The organism is Bacillus cereus group sp. BfR-BA-01311 (assembly GCF_022664295.1).
In the GTDB taxonomy this organism is placed as follows: Bacteria; Bacillota; Bacilli; order Bacillales; family Bacillaceae_G; genus Bacillus_A; species Bacillus_A cereus.
In genome coordinates this window covers 164,745-184,610 of sequence record NZ_JAKUHC010000009.1, presented here as the reverse complement: position 1 = coordinate 184,610, position 19,866 = coordinate 164,745, and the positions used below count along the sequence as shown (strand labels likewise).

The window sequence follows — 19,866 nt, the reverse complement described above, 5'->3', positions numbered from 1 at the left end:
GAGAAGGAGGCTGAGCTTAATGATTTATCCAAATGCATTAAAACAAGGTGATACAGTAATGATTATTGCACCATCTGGTCCACCTACAATCGAAAGTGTATTAAAAGGTGTGAATGTATTACAAGAGATGGGGTTATCCGTAATAATCGGGAAGAGTGTTTACGAGAAATATGGATTTTTAGCCGGAAGTGATCAAGTTCGGCTTGACGATATACATGAAGCATTTACAAATAATGAAGTGAAGGCAATTTTTTGTGCACGAGGTGGTTATGGAAGTGCTCGTCTTCTTCCTCACATTCAATATGAAGTTATTAGGCAAAATCCAAAAATCTTTTGGGGATATAGCGATATTACAGCTTTACATACTGCTGTTTCACGTTATGCAAAGCTTATAACATTTCATGGTCCGATGATTGAAGAACTAGGAAAAGGTATTGATTCCCTATCTTTATCCTCTTTTAATCAGCTATTCCATCCGTATTCAACCATTTTATCTGCATCAGAATGTATCGTACCTAGCTCTCACAGTACAGTTACAAGTACGTTAGTTGGAGGAAATTTAGCTGTGTTAACAAGTATAATTGGCTCGCCCTACGAGATAATTACGAACAATACACTTTTATTACTTGAAGACATTGGTGAAGAACCGTACCGCATTGACCGTATGTTAAATCAGCTACTTTTATCTGGAAAGTTTAATGAATGCAGGGGCGTTATTTTCACAAGTTGTCACGACTGCACTCCTTCAAAGCCCTCTCAATCATTGCAAACAATATTATATGAATATTTCGCGCCATATCATATACCTGTCCTATTCGATTTACCAATTGGACATATAAGTCCAAACATCGGTATTCCACTTGGAGCTACAGCGACAATAAACACGAATAATAAAACAGTCTCTATTTCTTCTGGTATAGCCACTTCATATTCAAATTAAAAAGTAAAAGGAAAAGCGATTACGCTTTTCCTTTTACTTATAATAATTAAAAATTCGTCCAGATGCGATATCTGCAATTTCTTCTGGAATAAATGTTTTACTTATATCAGTGCCAACATTTAATACAGCTGTAGCATCTTTCTCAATGCTACCAAATAACTCTTTCCCACGTATCGTAATAAGGGGCGTTCCTTCTGGCAACACATCTTTTACAAATTCCATTTGTGTAAAGAACGGAACGATCCATCTACCTTCTCCTTGGAAATGACGCAAACGAAGTATTCCTTCTGTTGCCCCGTCCTCTGCTTCTAGTGAACCAGCAACATAAAACTCAGTAGATAAGAGCAATTCATAAAATTCCTTTTGCTTCTGTTTATCATCCCCTGCTACAACAAGTACCTCTTCTAATTTCTTTACTGAAATTTGCTCCATATGATGCCACCCCTATTTTCAAAATGATTGTACTTAGATTATACGAAATATTCTTATTTTTTTCTACATAATTCGCAATTATTTTCTTAAAATAATTTTAACACTTCTTTTGTCGTCACAATCGTAGCAAACTCTTCATGTAAATTTACAAGTGTCATATTGTGAATATCCTCTGCACTATACTCCTTACCATCTAAACCTTTACGGTTAAACGTAGCCGTTGCATCACTCACTAAATATGTTGTAAATCCTAAATTCCCTGCCATTCGTGTCGTAGTTTCCACGCAATGATTTGTCGTTAATCCTACAACCACTACTGCATTACATTTGTTCTTTCTTAATTGCTCTTCTAAATTTGTCCCAATGAACGCGCTGTTAACGAATTTCTGAATAACCACTTCATCAAGTAGTGGTTGCACTTCTTCTTTAAAGTTTACCGTTTCCGCTCTCTCATAAAACATTGACTGAGCATTTTCTTTATTTACATGTTGAATATGAAAAACTGGTCGTTCCCTTTTTCTCCATTCTTCTAACAAAATTCTCATGTTTTCTTCAGCAAAAATATTATTTCTCTCGCCCCAATCTGGTAATTGAAATGCCTTTTGTACATCGATTATGATAAGTGCTATTTGATTTGTCATCATTTCCCCCTTAATTTGGCTGTAATTGAAATAGAAAACCAAGTTGTTGTGACGCAGTAATAAAGCAAACATAGGCGCAAAGCTCTACAATTTCTTTTTCTGTCCAATATTGTTTTAATACGTGAAACATATTATCATCTATTGCTTTTCGGTCATGAACAAATGTATGCGCAAAAGTAACAGCTACACCAATCTCCTCTGCCTTTTGCACATCATCAGGTCTTCCCTTTGCCATACAGTACGGACATTCATTCCCATACGCTAATGTTCTTCTCACTTGCTCCTTCAACTCTGCTGAAAGAGTTCCTTTATTGTACAGTGTATCTTCTAACTTACTCCACGAGTGTAATATATCCGAATTATGCCCTAATAACTTTTGAAACTTTGTATCTCCTACATTTGATAATGAAATTCTCTCCATCATTTCCCCTCCTATTTCCTTCTGTTTTATTGTAAAATAAATAACGTTCACTTTACATTTCATATGAATCTTAATTTATATTTTTCCTTTACAAAAATCATTATTTTACTGGAGGTATATTTACAAATGCAACTAGACCGTGTTGATCGAAAAATTTTAAATGAATTATATAATGATAGTCGCCTTTCTATGCGTGAATTGGCGAAACGAGTAAACTTATCTGCTCCGTCTACTGCAGAACGTGTTCGTAAACTTGAAAGTGAAGGCGTTATTCAAAAATATACAATCGATATCGACTATAAAAAAGCAGGACTAGTTTTAGATTGTATTTTAGAAATCACTTTAAAAAATGGTGATACAACACGTATGCAACAGTTTATTCAGTCTTATCCATCTGCAAGTTTTTGTTACCGAGTAACAGGAAGCTTATGCTACATTGTAAAAATTTCTGTTCCTTCACTCGTTGAACTTGAAGAATTTATCAATGATGTTTCTTCATATGCAACGACAGTTTCTCATATCGTATTATCAGAAGTATCTCTTACTCCTGATATTGAACATATCTTCCCAGAAGATTAATTTATTTTTATTCATAAATTATAAAAAAACCCCTTACAATAAGAATAAAAATAATATATTATGTATTAAAATACATAATATTCGAGAAAGGGGCTTTACATTGAAAATCTGGTTTTATGAAAAAACGGCACAATTAGATGACTTGCTTGGTATTTGGGACAATGTTCCGACCATCCCGCGAATTGGTGAAAAAGTGGAGATTTTAAAGACAGTCCGCACTGTTACAGATATTAAATATGTAAAGAACGGTAATAATTTTCGTGTAGAAATTATTACAAATTAAAAAGTAGCTCCTAAGAGCTACTTTTTAATTATCTATTATGTGCTTTCTTTATAACGATTTTATCTTCTTCTACAGCTACTGTTACATAATCATTTTCTTCTAACCGAAGCTTATTTACAGCCTCATCTGGTAACTCTATGGCCATCAATCTATCGGTTACGATCACTTGACTATACACTTCATTTTCTTGTGATGAATTCACTACTTTTTGCTCATTTATAAAACGTACTGGTGGCACGCCAACTTCTTTTACTGTACGCCATTGTTTCCAAACATACGGAATTAACCATAGTAATCCAACAACTGTAAGACCGATACCAATCCATAAATTACTTTGCGCTTGTAATTCAGTAATTGAGATTGTACCACTTTCTTCTCCACCGAAAAATTGCATACTTGTTGCAATCAAATTATTTAGAGCGTGCACAGCTATATTCGTCCATATATTTTTTGTCTTTATGTATAAAAGACACATAACGACACCAAACATGAACGCACCAATAACATCAAAATGTCCTAGGCCAAAAATAATTGAAGATATAATTACAGCTTTTTTGATTCCCCATTTATGAGCCATTCGCTGTAAGAAAAATCCCCTAAAAATAACCTCTTCCATAATAGGTGCTAACACACATGCTGAAATGAAAGTAAATATCGTCATATATACGTTACTCGTATTAATAACATTTCCGTCTTCTAGCATAGTAACTAAGAAATTCGGTAACGTATGTGCTAATATGTAAAATTGAATCTGAGATATGCCAACTGAAAAAATCATCCCCATTATCGTTGCTAATACAATTAACCCCCAAGATAAACGTCCTGGCTTATCAAAAAAACTGTTAAATACAATATTATTTTTATTTGTTTTTACGTATAGCCAAAGTAACGGAAATACAAAAAATACAGTTATTTGTGAAATAACCTCCATCGTATTCTCAGAAACATTTGCTAGACCTAATGGTATCATTATAAGGAACACCCCTATAATCATCCATCCAAAAAAGCTACGTAGCCTTATACGTGAAAATGCATAGTGCATATAGAACACCTCCAAAGATAGTAAAAGTAAATGGTCGGATAACTACATTATAATATGAATATAGTTGAAACTCTTCCTATTTTTCTCAATTACTTTCAAACAACATAGCTCTTAAAATACCATATCGCTGTTCTTCAAGTTGCAATCCAAGTGAAATTTATGTAATAAAAATCCCCGTTTTTACAAGCGGGGATTTCTTTTATTATAATACGTCACGTTTTTGGAATAATGCACTTGATGCTACAAGTAACACAACAAAGTATGCAGCTACAAGTAATAATGAAGTTGTAAACGTAAATTCTGTAAATGTTGGTTCCATTCCACCATTGATTAATTTATTACTATCGTAAGCTCTTAAATCCAAATGGTTGAATACTACAAACTTCGCTACACCTTTTGCAAACATTATTAATACCATATTAATTGCACCTTGTAAGAAGAATAGGAACATCGTAATAATTAATGGTAATACAGATTTTCTAAAGACATTTGCTAGGAAAAATGCAAGTGTTGCAAAAAAGAACGGTGAAAGTAGTTGATATAAAGTGGACTTCATAACGATTCCTAATGTTAATTCTGTTTTACTACCATCCATTACAATACCGCCAATAATCATTGCAATTAGCATACCAGCTAATACGATAAATAACATTGCTAATAACACTGTAATATATTTAGAAAATAAAACTGCAAGTCTTTTTCTTGGACGAATTAACAATTGTTTAATTGTACCTTTTTGGAACTCATCAGTAAGAGTACGGGCAGCAAGTGTAATCCCAAAAATCGTTGTAAATAAAACAATTAAGCCAATCTCTGAGTTTGCATAATCTAAATATGATCCCTTAAACTCATCACCTTTTCCCCACTTCAACATTGCTAAAGTACCTAAAATTTCGAGTGCCGCAATGACACCCATTAAAATATACATACCTTTTTTCGCATGCAACTTTAAAAATTCATTTTGAATTAATTTAAACATTACGCTTTCACTCCCCCAGTAATCGCTAAGAACTCATCCTCTAACGTTTTATTTTGAACAGTAACTCCGTATACAAGCACATCAGCATGAACAAGTTTTTTTACAAGTTGCGGAATGTTGTCTTTTGTTACAGATGCTACAATTACATTCCCTTTTGCTTTACCTTTAATGATTTCATTTGCTTTCTGAACTTCATCTACTTCAAACGCTACAACGACTGCCTCATCATGTTTCACTTTTTCATGTAAGTTGTACTCTTGTACAAACTCACCTTGTTTAATAATAACGACGCGATCACACATTAATTCAATTTCACTCAATAAGTGACTTGATACGATTACAGCAATATTCTCTTCTTTCGCTAAACGTTGTAAATAATCACGAATTTGGCGAATACCAGCTGGATCTAATCCATTTGTCGGTTCATCTAAAATTAAGATTTTCGGCTGATGCAGTAATGCCTGTGCAATTCCTAAACGTTGTTTCATACCAAGTGAATATGTTTTCACCTTTTTATGAATCGCATGCTCTAACTCAACAAGCTTTACAATCTCAGCAATGCGCTCTTTACTAATTGGTGTAATGGCCATGTTCGCAAAATGCTTTAAGTTTTGCATTCCTGTCATATAATCATATAGTTCAGGATTTTCTACAATCGCTCCAATTTGCTCTAGTGCCTTTTCACGCTCCGAGCGAATACTATGTCCACAAATTGTAATATCGCCCTCTGTCATTGAAATAAGACCTGTCATCATACGGATTGTCGTCGTCTTACCGCTACCGTTCGGTCCAAGGAATCCGTATACTTCTCCTTCACGAACCTCAAATGATAAACCACGAATAATTTCCGTTCCACCAATCTTTTTTCGAACATTCTCTAACTTTACTACTACGTTTCCCAATGCTGATTCCTCCTTTAGACTTCTAGTTTTTTATCGACTATGTGACCTGTAACTACTAGTAATATAATTGTTAATAAACAATTAAAAAATAGATTTAAAATTGTAACCTCTGTACCAGAATAAAATGATGTATTAAAAAAACCATTTTGATCTATAAATCCAATATTATTTATAGCAAACACATACTTTTCTATTTGCTGAAAAATATACGTTATTCCTCCATTAAATGCGGTAAAAATGACGAATAAAACTAAACAAGCAACTTTATTCATAGATGATTTCACATTTAATAGTTTTACAATTACTATAATGAAATAAATAGAAACTAGCATATTAAGAAAATCTAGTCCCCATAAGAAAATAGATAACATATGATGTAATATTCCATAATTATATAAACTGTGTATTGCTTGCTGAATACCTAAATTAGTTTTTCCATTGTAAATATTTAAAGAAAAATAGTATAGAAAAATGATTCCTATTCCTAGCAAAATCATAAAGAGTAGTACACAGAATAAACTATTTGCACATATATACTTTTTTGCTGAAATAGAAGTATAACGTAGCATAGAGTTTTTTAACATTTTCCGAAAAGACGATATACCTGTTAAAAGAATTGCAAATCCATTTATACCTAGTACGATAAAGAATATAATAATAATTATATCTTGCCTACCTGAAATTCTAACTCCTGAAACTCCTTTCATATTAAATAAAAGAATTAATGAAACTGTAATAAAACCAAAGTAAATAATGGCTATCTTTCTCTTATTACAATTATATAGATAAAGAAAAAGCTGACTCATTTCTCATAGGCCTCCTTAAACAGCTCATGTACTGCTTTACCCTTTTGAAATCGTAGTTCTTCCACATTTTCATGCAATATTATTTCTCCATCTTTCAAAAAGATTACTTCATCGAATATATTTTCGATTTCTCTTATTAAATGAGTCGATATAAGTAGCGTACAATCTTCACGATAAAATTTAAGTATTAACTCAAGTACATGTTCTCTAGAAACAAGATCAATCCCGCCCAATGGCTCATCCAGTACATATAGCTTCGCTTTTCGAGAAAACGTTAAAATAATCTGCAGCTTCTCAACCATACCTTTTGACAATGCTGTAATTTTTTCTTCTAACGGTATTTTAAATTCTGCAATCGTATCTACCGCTTTTTGAATATCGAAGTCTTTATAAAAATCTCGGTAGAAAAATAAAGCGTCTTTTACAGTCATCCAATCATCAAAGATTGGCTTATCGGACATAAATGAAACAATTTCTTTCGTCTGTAACCCTACCTTTTTACCGTCTATTGTAATACTACCTTCAGAAGGGTGTTGCAAGCCTGCAATCATTTTCAATAACGTCGTTTTCCCGCTCCCGTTATCTCCAACAAGCCCAACGATTTTCCCTTCCGTAATCTCTATGTTTAATTCACGGATCACTGCTTTTAATCCGTATCTCTTCCATAAGTTTTCTATTTTCAATAGCTCTGTCATTGGCTCTCCTCCCTCTTATCATGTAATGAAGAACGAAGAATTGTAAGAATTTCTTCTTCTGAAAAACCTAAATTGTCCATTCCATCTATAAAAGAATGAAGTAATTCTTTCGCCATCTCTTTTCGCAGCTCCATAATTTTCTCCCCTTCATTCGTTACATACCGTCCCATTCCTCTACGTGTGACAACAACTCCATCCCGTTCTAGCTCTTGAAATGTACGCTGAATCGTATTTGGATTCACTTGTAATTCACTCGCTAATTCACGGACAGAGGGAATTTTATCACCAGGTAATAAATGTCCTGTTACGATCTCTTTTTTTATGTATTCCATTACCTGAATGTAAATTGGTGTATTTGGAGAAAACTCTATTTTCATTTCTTCCCTCCTTTTGTATCAGTGTACTAGTTAAATAATACACCGATACAAAAAGTTTGTAAATACCCATTTAATTACAAAAAAGTTCTATCCGTTAAACGAATAGAACTTCCCAAATATAAATCGCTATACAAAAATAATAGTGTTATGTAAACAAAATTATAAAGAAAAACTGTCTTATCAATGAATAAGACAGTTTTTCTTTATAATCCTATATTAAAAGTTAAACACGAAGTCATCGTCAGCTAACTTTTCAACGTTCGTTGCTTTTACGTAACCATTTCCTTTTACAGAGAAGAAATCATGGTTTTTCGTATCTGTACGTAAACCATTTAAAACGATTGGGTTAATTTCTTCTTCTTCAAACTTCGGCTCAAGTCCTAAGTTCATAAGCCCTTTATTCGCATTGTAACGAACGAAACGATTTACATCTTCTACAAGACCGATAGAAGTGTAAATTTCTTCTGTATAGGCCATTTCAATTTCATATAGTTCCATTAATAACTCTTGTGTTTCTTTTTGCACTTCTTGTTGCTCTTCTGCAGAAAGTTCTGCGAAGATTTGTTGTGCTAAAATACCGACGAATACGCCGTGAATTGACTCATCCTTTACCTTCACATAAGTTCGCTACTCCTATGCCGTTTATACAGCTTACAGTTTCCTGTAAGAAGAGACTATATCATCTACCTTCTCAGGTAGCCCTCCATTTCGATTTAAGGGATTCTCACCCACCGCTTGGCCCTACTCCTCTTGCGGAATTTCACCGCCATTGGGATAGTCGTTGAACGTTCCTTTATCTACGTATCGCACCCACCACTGTTTATACAGTTTTCGATGTCTGATACGGCTTCCTGTGCCGCTCGATAACCCATGTTTTCTTTCAATGGATGCATTAGATTCACCGGCTTGTAGCATCTGAACGATATCCAAAAACATTTCAAGAGTCACACGTCCCCTTGTTTTCAGTTGGTGTTCAGATTTAACCGGCATATAATTTTGCACTTTTCCCCAAAGATATTTATAACGTTTCTTATGTCGAATTAAAGATACATAATTAGGATGAAGATTATACATATCAGCAATTTCTGGATTTGTCTTTCCGCACTTTAGTAGTTCTACAATCTCAAAAAATTGTGCATCTGTAATTTTTGATTGTGGATTTTTTTCACCTATAACACGTTGCCTTTTCTTCTCTAATTGTTCTTCAGTGAATTTAATTCCACCCAATCCTTCTCCGCCTAACGTCAAGTTATAGCCATTATTATAAGAATCATACAGCCAAATATACTGTTGCTCAATCTCACTCAATTCTTCCAATGAACATTCTATTTCCTCTAGAATTCCATATTCTAAAGTGGATTCATATTTACAGTATACTGCTTGTAAATACCTATTATAATGTGTACCACTCTTTAACATCCACATATGTTCCCTAATTCGTTTTAAATTTGAAACGTTCACATCTTTACCAATATAATACTTCCCATTGATTTTTAAATAGTAAATTCCGTACATGTTATCGCTAGATAAAGGCTTCGCTGCTGATTGCCCTATCAGCTATTCTCCTTTCCATCTATTGATAGTTAGAGAATAACCTGAATGCATATATTCATCAATAATAATACAGATAAATTTACAATAGGGGGTCCCAGCAATTAAAAGGGTTTTTCAATTGGTATCTCTACCAAAAGCCGCCATAAGTTAACGGATAATAAGGTTAATAATTTCACCACTTGCCGTCAGTTTACCTTGACCAGCTAAGTAAAGTGGATAGAAAAATCCACTATAGAATAAGTAACTTTCTAAGAACACACTTGCTACCATTGCCATGTATAACTCTTTTTTCGTTACTTCAGGCTTTAATAAACGACGATAGTAACTAGTAATAATACCAGCTTTTTTCTCAAGTAACGGATGATTGTCTACCCAGTCAAAAATATCATCAATTTCTTCTTCTGTAGCTAATGTTGTGAAAATGTGACTATAACTTTTCGCATGTACTTCTTCCATAGCTCCCATGAAAGCTAATACACTTTTCGCTTGTAAATTTTCAAGATGAACAAGTACAAGTGGCATTCCTTCGCCACCTTGTTTCGTATCTAAAAGTGTTAAACCACCTAATACACGCTTATAAGCAATTTGCTCTTCTTTCGATAATTGCACCCAAGTATTTTTGTCAGAAGAAACCGCGATTTCTTCTTCTGTCCAAAACTGAGCGATGTTTTGCTTCCAAAACATTAAACTGAAATCATCTTCCTTTTTATTCCAGTTAACAGCGCGCATTGAATCACCCCTATATCTATTATTGTTCTACTGAACGGTTAAATTTCCATCTAACAATGAAAAGCTAACCGTTTAGTAGAACAAACCAAGTATGAGCAGGGTTCATAACCCTGCTCATACTATTGGGTTATTCATTTAGTATGGCAATATGCCATTAAACGGTACAAGCCACACACTCTTCCACGCTTAATTTACGTGTTCTCGTATAATACAGACTCTTTAAGCCTTTTTTATGTGCATAGATGTAGTAACGTGCTAATTCACGTGTTGAAATATCACTATTAACGTAAAGAATTGTACTAATTCCTTGGTCAATATGTTCTTGAATTTCTGCGATTAAATCAATTAATTTAAACTGATTCATATCGTAAGAAGATTTATAGTACCAGAACGTATCTTTTGATAAATACGGCATTGGATAATATGTTGTCGCATTCGCATATGTTCTTGATTCGATTTGACTTACGATCGGCATTACGCTTGAAGTTGCATTTTGAACGTAACTGATTGATTGTGTTGGAGCAATGGCAAGACGATATGAGTTGTATAAACCATTCTTCTGCACTTGCTCTTTTAAACTTGTCCAATCTTCTTTTGTTGGAATATGAATTCCTTCAAATAGTTGCTGAACTTTTTCAGTTACTGGGCTGTAATCTGTCGTTTCATACTTTTCGAAGTATGTGCCATTCGCATAATCAGATTTATCGAAGTCCTTAAATGTCTCGCCTTTTTCTGTAGCGATTTCCATACTTTTCTCAATAGAGTAGTAATTTAACATCATAAAGAATGTACGAGCGAATTCTTTCGCTTCTGCACTTTCATAAGCGATTTTATTTTTTGCTAAATATCCGTGTAAGTTCATTGCTCCAAGTCCAACTGAATGAAGCTCGTCATTTGCTTTTTTCACAGTTGGTGCATTCGGAATAATCGTCATATCAGAAACAGCTGTTAAAGCTTCCATTCCCGCATGAACTGCTTCACGAATTTCTTTATTTTCCATTACGTTTACGATATTTAACGATCCTAAGTTACAGTTAATATCACGACGGATAATGTCATCTGTACCGTAATCATTTATTTCTGAAGTTTCTTGAAGCTGGAAGATTTCTGTACATAAGTTCGACATCTTCACAGTTCCAATATCCTTCAATGGATGTTGATTATTTGCATTTGATTTAAACATTAAGTATGGGTAACCAGACTCAAGCTGAATCATAGCGATTTTAATAAGCATATCACGTGCACTAATATCTAGTGGCTTCTTCTTCACTTTCGGATTGCTCATTAATTCATCGTACATTTCATCGATATCAATGTCATCTAAATGCTTTCCGTATTCTTTATACACCGTGTAAGGCGCGAAAACATGGAAAGGTTCGTTTTTCTCAGCAAGCTCAAAGAACTTACTTGGAACGATAATTCCGATTGATAGAGACTGAATACGGCTCTTCTCATCGGCATTTATTTTTTTGGTCAACTCGTCTTCATATTTCTATGAAGGTTGGACTATATCATCAACCTGTAACTGGTTGCCTTGCACTTCGACTGGTACCTATTTCCAGCCTACTCTACTAGCTTTCGTCTAATGACGCGCGTTCGATAGTCTCTACACCTTCTTGAAAGTATTGATAATTAGGAAAGTTATTGGATAGTACTCTATATTTTATCGTATTAGCAGGTACATTAAACACTCGTCCGGCTTCTGCTAAAGACTCATAGTAAATGTCATTTATAACAATTGGCTTTTTTTGTTTTTCTCTACCTGAATTATATTGATTTTTTTGAGCTTTACTTATCTTCATACATGTTTCTTTTGTATGCTTTTTACCTTTACGAGATCTAGACATTTTTTCTTTTGTTTCATCAGTATGTTTTCTACCATGAAATCGTTTAGTAATCTTAGATCTCATATTCTCCATATGTTGAGGTTTATCATACCAATAATTATTAGGCCCAGTATTAATTTCAGAAAGAAACTTTTTTACTTCCTTTGAGTGGGTTTTCCCATACATATGGTTCTTTTCCTCACTCAACGCCCCACCTCTAGCGATAGGATGTCCGTTGTAGCAATACTGTTTCCCATAATATTGACTTAATAAACTTTGCTCTACCTTATGAAGAATGTCCTTATCATCTGGTAATTCAATTATCCCTTTAAACTCAAATTTATTCTCACCATATAAATTCCAGGCTGCTTGTAAATGTTTACTATGATCCGATTAGCATTCAATTGATTTCTATGAGTTTTAAATCGTACTTTAAAATTATTAGAACTACCAATATAAAACTTCCTGTTTTCCTTATTAATTATCAAATAAATTCCACAGTTCATGGAATCTCGCCTCCGGTGAATATAAGATTCCACTTCACCCAAGTAATATTTCTTTCAAGCTTGGCACGGTATTACCTGCTATCCACTTGCATGGACCGTAGGCTCTCTTAGTCAGCTTCTTCGCGGGTTCTTTTTCTTTTACCCCTTATTCAACTGATACCGTTAGCCGCTAATGCGACACCCTATTGGTTAGGTTCACAAGGTTTTCTCATACACATTACTGTGTAGAGGGACTACCAATTAATCCAGGAATTCAATAATATCCCAATGGAAAATGTTTAAATATACTGCACCGGCACCTTTTCGTTGGCCAAGCTGATTCGCATATGAAAACGAATCTTCAAGCAATTTCATAACAGGTACTACGCCACTTGCAGCGTTGTCGATACCTTTAATTTGCTCACCGCGTGCGCGTAGCTTAGATAAGTTTAAAGCTACTCCCCCGCCGATTTTCGATAATTGCATCGCAGTATTAATGTTAAAGCCGATCGAATTTAAGCTATCGTCCATCTCTAACAAGAAACAAGACACCATTTCTCCTCTTCTGCTTCTTCCCGCATTTAAAAAGGTTGGTGTCGCTGGTTGGTAGTTTTGTTTTACAATCATGCTTGCGAATTGTCTTGCCTTCGAAACATCACCGCGTCCTAAGTATAATGAAACAATTGCTACACGATCTTCATAGCTTTCTAAGTATTGTTTTTGATCATTCGTTTTTAACGCATAATCTTTGTAGAACTTAGATGCTGCCATATAAGATTGGAACTCGAAGTTTTCACCATAAGCGATGTTATATACTTCCTCTACTTCCTCCAAGCTATACTCGTCCAGAACGTTGTAATAGTAATCATGTTCTTTCATATACTCCATTCGCTCTGCCACGCTATTAAAAGGAACGGTATTCTCTCTAGCTTCTTCCATAAAGACTTCTAATGCCTCTTTATCTTTATGAAGCTGATAAAAACCGTCCTGCATTTGCGTGATTTCATTATTCAGTTCAATGTGTCGCAATCTCCCGCACCCTTTCCTTAAAATATTCTACATCGTTATTTGTTCCAGATAACTCAAATTTTGATACAATAGGCACTTCATATTTAGTAGAAATCTTGTCAGCACTTGCACCGAACATGTCTCCCCAGTTACGATTGCCGCTTGCAGATACGCCTTTTAATTTTTCATTATTGCGCTCTAAAAAGTCTAAAACACGTTCTGGTACATTGCCAAAACCTGTTGTATACGTAATAAGAATAAAGTCTTCATCTATTACTAGATCTTCATCAATTTGAACGGCCGGCATATTTAATTTGTGAATGAAACGCTTCACGTTTCCTGTCATAGAATCATATGCAACTAACATTTCCGACCCTCCCTCTCAAATCTATATTCTCTATATGTTGTTCTTGATTTCTCTATATATTGTATTACGTTTCAAAATAAGACACAAGATATATGTATAAATTCTTTCTTTTTTTAACTTTTACTTTTCGACATGATAGCCGTTTTTTTTCAATACAATGACTATGAAACAACATTCTAAAACTCATGTCAATAAAGTGCTTTTCAAAAAAGTTGTCAACGAATTTAACCTTATTTTTAAAAAAGTTAACAATATATTTTGTCATAAAACGTTAGATGCTGAAGAAATATATTTCTCCAGCATCACGCAAAAAAGAACAGATATGAAACTATAATCTGCTCTAAAAAACGATTACATTTATCAAATTTACCTTATTAAATATATTATACATATACTTTCGTTTCTCGTTACATACTAAAAGATAACTATTATAGAAAAAGATTATTATTATGGAACTTCAATTTATTTATGAAAAGTTTATTCAGAGTGCTCAATGCGCAAAATATCTTTTACAAATATATGATGCGGATTTTCATCTTTATCAATCATTGTACATACCGGAGCCTCTTCATCAAAGTATACAATCATTCCTTCTACGTACTGATATGTATGTCGAACTTGTACAGTTACTTTAATTTCTACTGCTTCTTCATATGCTCTTTTTATTTTCTGAAGCATTTTTGCTGAACATTTTCGTTTCTCTGGATACATAACCATTCCCATAAATCGATTGCCGGCTCTATCTTTCCACATATAATCCCAATGTGGTAAAATGCCTTGTTTAAAATCGCCCATAATTCCCCTCTCCTTTATCTTTTATTTATCCCGCATTAAACGTCCGATTGGTGAAAGGCTACTAATCAGTGAGAGATGCCCTGGTGATCAAAATTCCTCTTTATGAACGTGGCGTTTCTGAATATGTATAAATCACTTGCCCGCCTCGCTGTGCGTTACCAATGAAATGCTTAAAGTCTTCTCTATTTACAACAACTTCTCTGAACGTATAAAATACATCTTTCGTAACAACATACTCCTTTATTTCACCATTTTTTAGCTGATCTAAAATTGTATTTGCTAATTCTTTATCCATGTATTTCACCTCTCTGCAATATTTTATTTTATCGTATATTCTATAGGTCAACAACTGTAAATTTATCCCGCTATTTGCAGGTAGTGCGATTGGTGTTGACTACTAATCAGTCGTGGAATGAACAAAAAATCTTACTGATTAACGTTTCACTTTATCTCGTTGTTATGCCATGATTTTATTTTCGTTATTTCGCAAACAATATCGTTTTACTATATGTCCACTAAATATCATATACTAACATAGCTACTTCTCTATATCAAACATTTCGGCATTCAATTATGCAAAGTTCCATACCACTATGCTACAATATACAAATAGAACTAGGAGGGATACTATGATTCGGAAAGCAAAAAAGACAGATGCAATGGCAATAGCTCCTTTATTGTATAATGCTCTGCATGAAATTGCTGAAAAAATCACAGGTAGCACAGATGAAGCAGAAGTATTACTAGGACTTGAGACATGGTTCTCAAAAGAAAATAACCGTCTGAGCTACGAAAACTGTTTTGTCTATGAACAAGACGAGAGTGCAGTTGGAGTTATTGTCGCTTATCACGGTAGTGAAGCAACACAGCTTGACGCACCAATTGTACATCACTTAAGAGAATTACATAAAGATGAATCAATTACGTTAGAAAAAGAAGCTGAGCTTGATGAGTATTACATTGATACACTATCAGTTTCAAGTGCACACGGCGGAAAAGGTATCGGTTCTAAATTAATTGAAGCTGCCGAAATCTATGCAACTGAAAAAGGGCATGAAAAAATCGCTTTACTTGTTAATTTAGAAAACACACGCGCCTATTCACTATACGAAAAGTTAGGTTATAAAAAAGATGAAATTGTTATGCTAGTAGGCGAACCTTATGCTCATCTCGTAAAACCATTAAACGTCAAAATTTCTGTATCTTAAAAAGAAAGCACACGATTTATATAAATCGTGTGCTTTTATGTTAAATTCGTATTTAATATATTTCCATCCATCGCCTCGTGAAACGTATATGTTGTACATCCCCATGGCTTTCTATGCAAAATAGGCGAACCAGACCATCCCATTGCCCTCAGCTCCGTTCCAATCATCGAATTAAAATAATTATGACCTACAAGAGCAATACTTCCATGTACGAGAGCATAACGATGTAATACGTAAGCTGCTTGCCTTGCCCTCTCTCTTACTTCCTTATAAGATTCAACATTTTTATGGTAACCAAGTATCCATAATGCTCGTCCAATACACATCCATACGTTAAGTTTACACTTCAACCATTTTGGCGCATAAAAGCTCGCCGGAACTGCCGCTTCCCTAAAAAGAGAATTTTGTATAAAACATAAAGAATCCATTAATTCAGCTGCTGACTGTACAGCACACTTTTGATCACTCGTTACAATCAATTTCGCTACTTCAACCGCTTCTCTTGTTTCCAATGGTATAGGTTGTTTTTCTTTTATAGTATGTAAGTCATATCCTTTTATCCATTCATGAAAGGATGTAACCGTCATTGGTTCTATAGTACAATCTAAGCGACCATGACGAATAAAAGAAATCTTCATTCTTTTCACTCTCCATTCATCACTTATGAACTCTATTATGCACTAGTTCTAAACATCATACCACGCAAGAAAATAAAGTTATATACCTTTACATCTCCCCACCACTATCATGTGTTATCGAAGCATGGATACCATCCATCCCATCAAAATATGTACTCGTATCATATTGACGAATCTTTTTTAAATGCATATAAGAAAATAAAAATAAAATTAAAGCTATAACACTCCCCACAAATTCAAACATCATTTTACCGCCTCTAATTTCTCCCACTTCAGCAGGTTATTCTACTTTTTCATTATACCTCGATATAAAGATTCTCGCATTTTTGCTATTTTTTTCAAAAAACATGGATTTTCTACATATTTTCTTACAAAAAGTGAATATTTTTCGAATTTTTACTTTGGAAACATTTACAAAGTAGGAAATATGGTTCAAAATAGGAGGAAATAAAAAAACCCAAATTTATTCTTTTTTTGGGAAAACTGTAACAAGGAGAGTTGCTTATGCAGATCGCAGAAACTGGAGATATCATCGAATTTAAAGGTGGAATGCAAGGCCGTGTTCAAAAAGTAAATCAAAACTCTGTTATTGTTGATATAACAATTATGAAGAATTTTAGAGAACTAGATATGGAACCTCTTACAGTTGTAAGTCATAAAAACTATACTGTCATTAATCAAAATGCATAATATAATAGAAAGAAAGGGCCTGTATACTATACAGGCCCTTTCTTTCTATTAACGATTATCAATTGTTTCCGGATATAGATCGTGGTTCATCATGCGGTAATCAGCCATTTGTTCATACTTCGTCCCTGGGCGCCCGTAGTTGCAGTATGGATCAATTGAAATGCCACCACGTGGTGTGAATTTCCCCCATACCTCAATATAACGTGGATCCATTAATTTAATTAAATCGTTCATAATAACGTTCATGCAATCTTCATGGAAATCACCATGATTGCGGAAACTAAATAAATACAACTTTAAAGATTTACTCTCTACCATTTTTTGCTCTGGAATATAGCTAATATAAATTGTTGCAAAATCTGGTTGTCCTGTTTTCGGGCATAAACTTGTAAATTCAGGACAATTGAATTTTACAAAATAATCACGGTTTGGATGATTATTATCAAATACCTCTAATATTTCTGGGCTATATTCAAATAAATATTTTGTATTTTGATTCCCTAGTAATGTTACATCTTTTAAATCTTCATCTAATCTTCCTGTCATTTTAAACATCCCTTCTCGTTATACGCCGCGCTTATTTCCCCATACTAACGCATGAAGCTGAGGCAATACTTTTGCATCATTCATCTCTTTACAATTTACAGCTTTATCAATCAGCCATTCATACTTATCTAATAATTTTTTTATAAGCATCGCATCATCCACTGTTTTTGTATCATCGTTTCCTACTTGTAAGAAAAATGGTACCTTTGGATAACGTTCGTGCATCTTAACTGCATATTCAAAATCATGATCATCGAATACTACTACTTTTAAACTAATATCTTTTCCTGCTAGTTTCTGAATAATAGCATCTAATCTCTGAAAATCTGTTTTCATCGTTGAACTTGGTGGTTTTGGAGAAATTGTTATCTCATCAATTTGAAGTAACCAATCTTGCCATTTACTCCCTTGCGTTTCAATTGCCGTTCGCATTCCATTTTCTTTTAATATAGAAAGAAGAAACTCAATATTTTTCAATAATGCCGGATTTCCACCTGAAATCGTAACATGAGAAAAATTTTCTCCTCCAATTGCAACAAGCTCATCCCAAATATCTTCTGGTGTCATCTGTCTAATTTGATCTTTAGCTGATCCATCCCACGTAAAAGCAGAATCACACCAAGCACAGCTATAATCACAACCAGCTGTACGGATAAACATTGTCTTTTGCCCTACAACCATTCCTTCACCTTGAATAGTCGGACCGAATATTTCTAAGACAGGGATTTTACTCATCAAGCATCCACTCCCGTCTTACTTCCGCATAACTAGTCGGCGTCTCAAATAAACGAACAAATTCAACGCGAGCTCCTTTATATTCGTTCACTCGATTCTCTTTTGTTAGTGCTTCTGCCATCTTTTCATAAATCCAAACGACCATATTTTCAGCAGTCGTATTCATTGCAGGTAACGTTTCGTTTAAATAACGATGATCTAGATAAATTTCTATTTCATTCTTCCAAATTTCTTTTATATCTCCAAAGTCAATTGCAAGACCTATTTCATTTACATATCCACTAATTCCAAATACAACTTTATATGTGTGACCATGTAAGTTTTTACATTTCCCTTCATAACAGTGTAAATGGTGTGCTGCATCAAATGTAAATTCCTTGCTGACCATTACTCTTTTATTATGGTATTTGAGTTGTTTACGCTGAATATCCTTGTCCATTTTTTGCAAATTCTCTACGATGCGAAATCCAAAAAAGTTATCCATTAGTTGTTCGCTCCTTCGCGTTCTTGTAGGTACGTATCTAATCCTGCTTTACGAAGTTGACATGCTGGACATTCACCGCAACCATCACCAATAATTCCGTTATAACATGTTAATGTTTTTTCTCGAACAAACTCAAATGCTCCAAGTTCATCTGATAATTTCCATGTTTCAGCCTTATCAATCCACATAAGTGGCGTGTGAATGACAAACGGGTAATCCATAGATAAATTTAAAGTAACATTTAACGATTTCACAAACACGTCACGGCAGTCTGGATAACCACTGAAATCAGTTTCACATACACCCGTTACAATATGACGTGCTCCAACTTGTTTTGCTAATACAGCAGCAAATGATAAGAAGAGTAAATTTCGTCCATCTACAAATGTCGATGGCAATTCACCTTCTTCATGTGTAATCTCCATATCCGTTCTCGTTAACGCATTTGGAGCAAGTTGATTTAATAGACTCATATCTAGTACCGTATGCTTTATTCCTAGTTCTTTTGCAATTTCCGCTGCACAATCAATTTCTAGCTTATGACGTTGATTGTAATTAAACGTTACAGCTTCTACCTCTGCAAACTGCTCTATTGCCCAAAATAAACATGTCGTACTATCTTGTCCTCCACTAAAAACAACAACTGCTTTTTCTTTTTTCATTTCACTCATTCTCCTTCTCTACTATAAATAAGAAGAAAGAAC

Annotated in this window: 24 protein-coding genes and 5 pseudogenes; 5 read left to right on the top strand and 24 right to left on the bottom strand. The window is 34.2% G+C overall.

What is annotated here, in order from left to right; genetic code table 11:
* Nucleotides 1-19 precede the first annotated feature (19 nt).
* The gene (locus tag MR136_RS20445; RefSeq protein ID WP_000640079.1) at nucleotides 20-940 is read left to right on the top strand and encodes a S66 peptidase family protein; all 921 of its coding nucleotides are present in this window, start codon (nucleotides 20-22) and stop codon (nucleotides 938-940) included.
* Between the two features lie 33 nt (nucleotides 941-973).
* Here MR136_RS20445 and MR136_RS20440 read toward each other — a convergent pair whose 3' ends face one another.
* The 3 genes from MR136_RS20440 to MR136_RS20430 form a co-directional block, all read right to left on the bottom strand.
* The gene (locus MR136_RS20440) at nucleotides 974-1,372 is read right to left on the bottom strand and encodes an SseB family protein (RefSeq protein ID WP_000435265.1); all 399 of its coding nucleotides are present in this window, start codon (nucleotides 1,370-1,372) and stop codon (nucleotides 974-976) included.
* A gap of 86 nt (nucleotides 1,373-1,458) precedes the next feature.
* Entirely contained in the window at nucleotides 1,459-2,013 is a 555-nt protein-coding gene (locus MR136_RS20435; protein ID WP_000184427.1) for a cysteine hydrolase family protein, read from the bottom strand.
* Between the two features lie 10 nt (nucleotides 2,014-2,023).
* The gene (locus MR136_RS20430) at nucleotides 2,024-2,437 is read right to left on the bottom strand and encodes a carboxymuconolactone decarboxylase family protein (RefSeq protein ID WP_128809297.1); all 414 of its coding nucleotides are present in this window, start codon (nucleotides 2,435-2,437) and stop codon (nucleotides 2,024-2,026) included.
* Between the two features lie 123 nt (nucleotides 2,438-2,560).
* Here MR136_RS20430 and MR136_RS20425 point away from each other — a divergent pair, with 123 nt between their 5' ends.
* Complete coding sequence (locus MR136_RS20425) at nucleotides 2,561-3,013, top strand: Lrp/AsnC family transcriptional regulator (protein ID WP_001175498.1); 453 nt, start codon at nucleotides 2,561-2,563, stop codon at nucleotides 3,011-3,013.
* Between the two features lie 100 nt (nucleotides 3,014-3,113).
* Entirely contained in the window at nucleotides 3,114-3,296 is a 183-nt protein-coding gene (locus MR136_RS20420; RefSeq protein ID WP_000707107.1) for a DUF3913 family protein, read from the top strand.
* Nucleotides 3,297-3,324: 28 nt separating this feature from the next.
* Here MR136_RS20420 and MR136_RS20415 read toward each other — a convergent pair whose 3' ends face one another.
* The 15 genes and pseudogenes from MR136_RS20415 to MR136_RS20345 form a co-directional block, all read right to left on the bottom strand.
* Entirely contained in the window at nucleotides 3,325-4,338 is a 1,014-nt protein-coding gene (locus MR136_RS20415; RefSeq protein ID WP_000558808.1) for a CPBP family intramembrane glutamic endopeptidase, read from the bottom strand.
* Between the two features lie 202 nt (nucleotides 4,339-4,540).
* Nucleotides 4,541-5,317 carry an ABC transporter permease gene (locus MR136_RS20410; RefSeq protein ID WP_000475456.1) on the bottom strand — a complete coding sequence of 259 codons (777 nt, stop codon included), beginning with the start codon at nucleotides 5,315-5,317 and terminating at the stop codon, nucleotides 4,541-4,543.
* Nucleotides 5,317-6,219, bottom strand: a complete 903-nt coding sequence (locus MR136_RS20405) for an ABC transporter ATP-binding protein (RefSeq protein WP_000528788.1) — start codon at nucleotides 6,217-6,219, stop codon at nucleotides 5,317-5,319. Before MR136_RS20405 ends, MR136_RS20410 begins: the two co-directional genes overlap by 1 nt.
* 14 nt (nucleotides 6,220-6,233) lie before the next feature.
* Nucleotides 6,234-7,025 (bottom strand): ABC transporter permease, encoded by a 792-nt coding sequence (locus MR136_RS20400; RefSeq protein WP_242259567.1) that lies wholly within the window; start codon nucleotides 7,023-7,025, stop codon nucleotides 6,234-6,236.
* Nucleotides 7,022-7,720: an ABC transporter ATP-binding protein gene (locus MR136_RS20395; protein WP_000137738.1), complete on the bottom strand. Its 699-nt coding sequence runs from the start codon at nucleotides 7,718-7,720 to the stop codon at nucleotides 7,022-7,024. Before MR136_RS20395 ends, MR136_RS20400 begins: the two co-directional genes overlap by 4 nt.
* Nucleotides 7,717-8,097, bottom strand: a complete 381-nt coding sequence (locus tag MR136_RS20390; protein ID WP_000687512.1) for a GntR family transcriptional regulator — start codon at nucleotides 8,095-8,097, stop codon at nucleotides 7,717-7,719. Before MR136_RS20390 ends, MR136_RS20395 begins: the two co-directional genes overlap by 4 nt.
* 216 nt (nucleotides 8,098-8,313) lie before the next feature.
* Nucleotides 8,314-8,709, bottom strand: a pseudogene (locus tag MR136_RS20385) (ribonucleotide-diphosphate reductase subunit beta); the annotation flags it as partial.
* 129 nt (nucleotides 8,710-8,838) lie between these two features.
* Nucleotides 8,839-9,612, bottom strand: coding sequence for a GIY-YIG nuclease family protein (locus MR136_RS20380; protein WP_000274263.1), 774 nt, complete (start codon nucleotides 9,610-9,612; stop codon nucleotides 8,839-8,841).
* 189 nt (nucleotides 9,613-9,801) lie between these two features.
* Nucleotides 9,802-10,380 (bottom strand): annotated as a pseudogene (locus MR136_RS20375) (ribonucleotide-diphosphate reductase subunit beta); the annotation flags it as partial.
* Between the two features lie 154 nt (nucleotides 10,381-10,534).
* A pseudogene (locus MR136_RS20370) lies at nucleotides 10,535-11,854 on the bottom strand (ribonucleoside-diphosphate reductase subunit alpha); the annotation flags it as partial.
* Between the two features lie 97 nt (nucleotides 11,855-11,951).
* Nucleotides 11,952-12,712, bottom strand: a pseudogene (locus MR136_RS20365) (group I intron GIY-YIG endonuclease).
* A gap of 243 nt (nucleotides 12,713-12,955) precedes the next feature.
* A pseudogene (locus MR136_RS20360) lies at nucleotides 12,956-13,720 on the bottom strand (ribonucleotide reductase N-terminal alpha domain-containing protein); the annotation flags it as partial.
* Nucleotides 13,707-14,066, bottom strand: a complete 360-nt coding sequence (gene nrdI, locus MR136_RS20355) for a class Ib ribonucleoside-diphosphate reductase assembly flavoprotein NrdI (protein ID WP_000959447.1) — start codon at nucleotides 14,064-14,066, stop codon at nucleotides 13,707-13,709. The gene nrdI and the pseudogene MR136_RS20360, both read right to left, overlap by 14 nt.
* A 477-nt stretch (nucleotides 14,067-14,543) precedes the next feature.
* On the bottom strand, nucleotides 14,544-14,861 hold the full coding sequence (locus tag MR136_RS20350) for a hypothetical protein (protein ID WP_000502205.1): 318 nt from the start codon (nucleotides 14,859-14,861) through the stop codon (nucleotides 14,544-14,546).
* A 100-nt stretch (nucleotides 14,862-14,961) separates the two neighbouring features.
* On the bottom strand, nucleotides 14,962-15,156 hold the full coding sequence (locus tag MR136_RS20345; RefSeq protein WP_000356684.1) for a hypothetical protein: 195 nt from the start codon (nucleotides 15,154-15,156) through the stop codon (nucleotides 14,962-14,964).
* A gap of 334 nt (nucleotides 15,157-15,490) precedes the next feature.
* Between MR136_RS20345 and MR136_RS20340 the strand changes: the two genes are divergently transcribed.
* Nucleotides 15,491-16,069 carry a GNAT family N-acetyltransferase gene (locus MR136_RS20340; protein ID WP_000619542.1) on the top strand — a complete coding sequence of 193 codons (579 nt, stop codon included), beginning with the start codon at nucleotides 15,491-15,493 and terminating at the stop codon, nucleotides 16,067-16,069.
* Nucleotides 16,070-16,104: 35 nt separating this feature from the next.
* Here the strand turns inward: MR136_RS20340 and MR136_RS20335 are convergent, their stop codons facing one another.
* Nucleotides 16,105-16,707 (bottom strand): hypothetical protein, encoded by a 603-nt coding sequence (locus MR136_RS20335; protein ID WP_017673700.1) that lies wholly within the window; start codon nucleotides 16,705-16,707, stop codon nucleotides 16,105-16,107.
* Between the two features lie 88 nt (nucleotides 16,708-16,795).
* Complete coding sequence (locus MR136_RS20330) at nucleotides 16,796-16,951, bottom strand: hypothetical protein (protein ID WP_000461432.1); 156 nt, start codon at nucleotides 16,949-16,951, stop codon at nucleotides 16,796-16,798.
* A 260-nt stretch (nucleotides 16,952-17,211) separates the two neighbouring features.
* Here MR136_RS20330 and MR136_RS20325 point away from each other — a divergent pair, with 260 nt between their 5' ends.
* Nucleotides 17,212-17,397 carry a YkvS family protein gene (locus tag MR136_RS20325; protein ID WP_001165082.1) on the top strand — a complete coding sequence of 62 codons (186 nt, stop codon included), beginning with the start codon at nucleotides 17,212-17,214 and terminating at the stop codon, nucleotides 17,395-17,397.
* 48 nt (nucleotides 17,398-17,445) lie between these two features.
* Here MR136_RS20325 and queF read toward each other — a convergent pair whose 3' ends face one another.
* Genes queF through queC form a run of 4 tightly spaced genes read right to left on the bottom strand, consistent with a single transcriptional unit; the run spans nucleotide 17,446 to nucleotide 19,824 of the window.
* A complete protein-coding gene (queF, locus tag MR136_RS20320) occupies nucleotides 17,446-17,943 on the bottom strand; it encodes a preQ(1) synthase (protein WP_001986050.1) in 498 nt (165 codons plus the stop codon).
* A gap of 18 nt (nucleotides 17,944-17,961) precedes the next feature.
* A complete protein-coding gene (gene queE, locus MR136_RS20315) occupies nucleotides 17,962-18,678 on the bottom strand; it encodes a 7-carboxy-7-deazaguanine synthase QueE (protein WP_000036294.1) in 717 nt (238 codons plus the stop codon).
* Entirely contained in the window at nucleotides 18,671-19,162 is a 492-nt protein-coding gene (gene queD / locus MR136_RS20310) for a 6-carboxytetrahydropterin synthase QueD (RefSeq protein WP_000368414.1), read from the bottom strand. Before queD ends, queE begins: the two co-directional genes overlap by 8 nt.
* Nucleotides 19,162-19,824 carry a 7-cyano-7-deazaguanine synthase QueC gene (gene queC / locus MR136_RS20305; protein WP_000711595.1) on the bottom strand — a complete coding sequence of 221 codons (663 nt, stop codon included), beginning with the start codon at nucleotides 19,822-19,824 and terminating at the stop codon, nucleotides 19,162-19,164. Before queC ends, queD begins: the two co-directional genes overlap by 1 nt.
* Nucleotides 19,825-19,866: the final 42 nt, after the last annotated feature.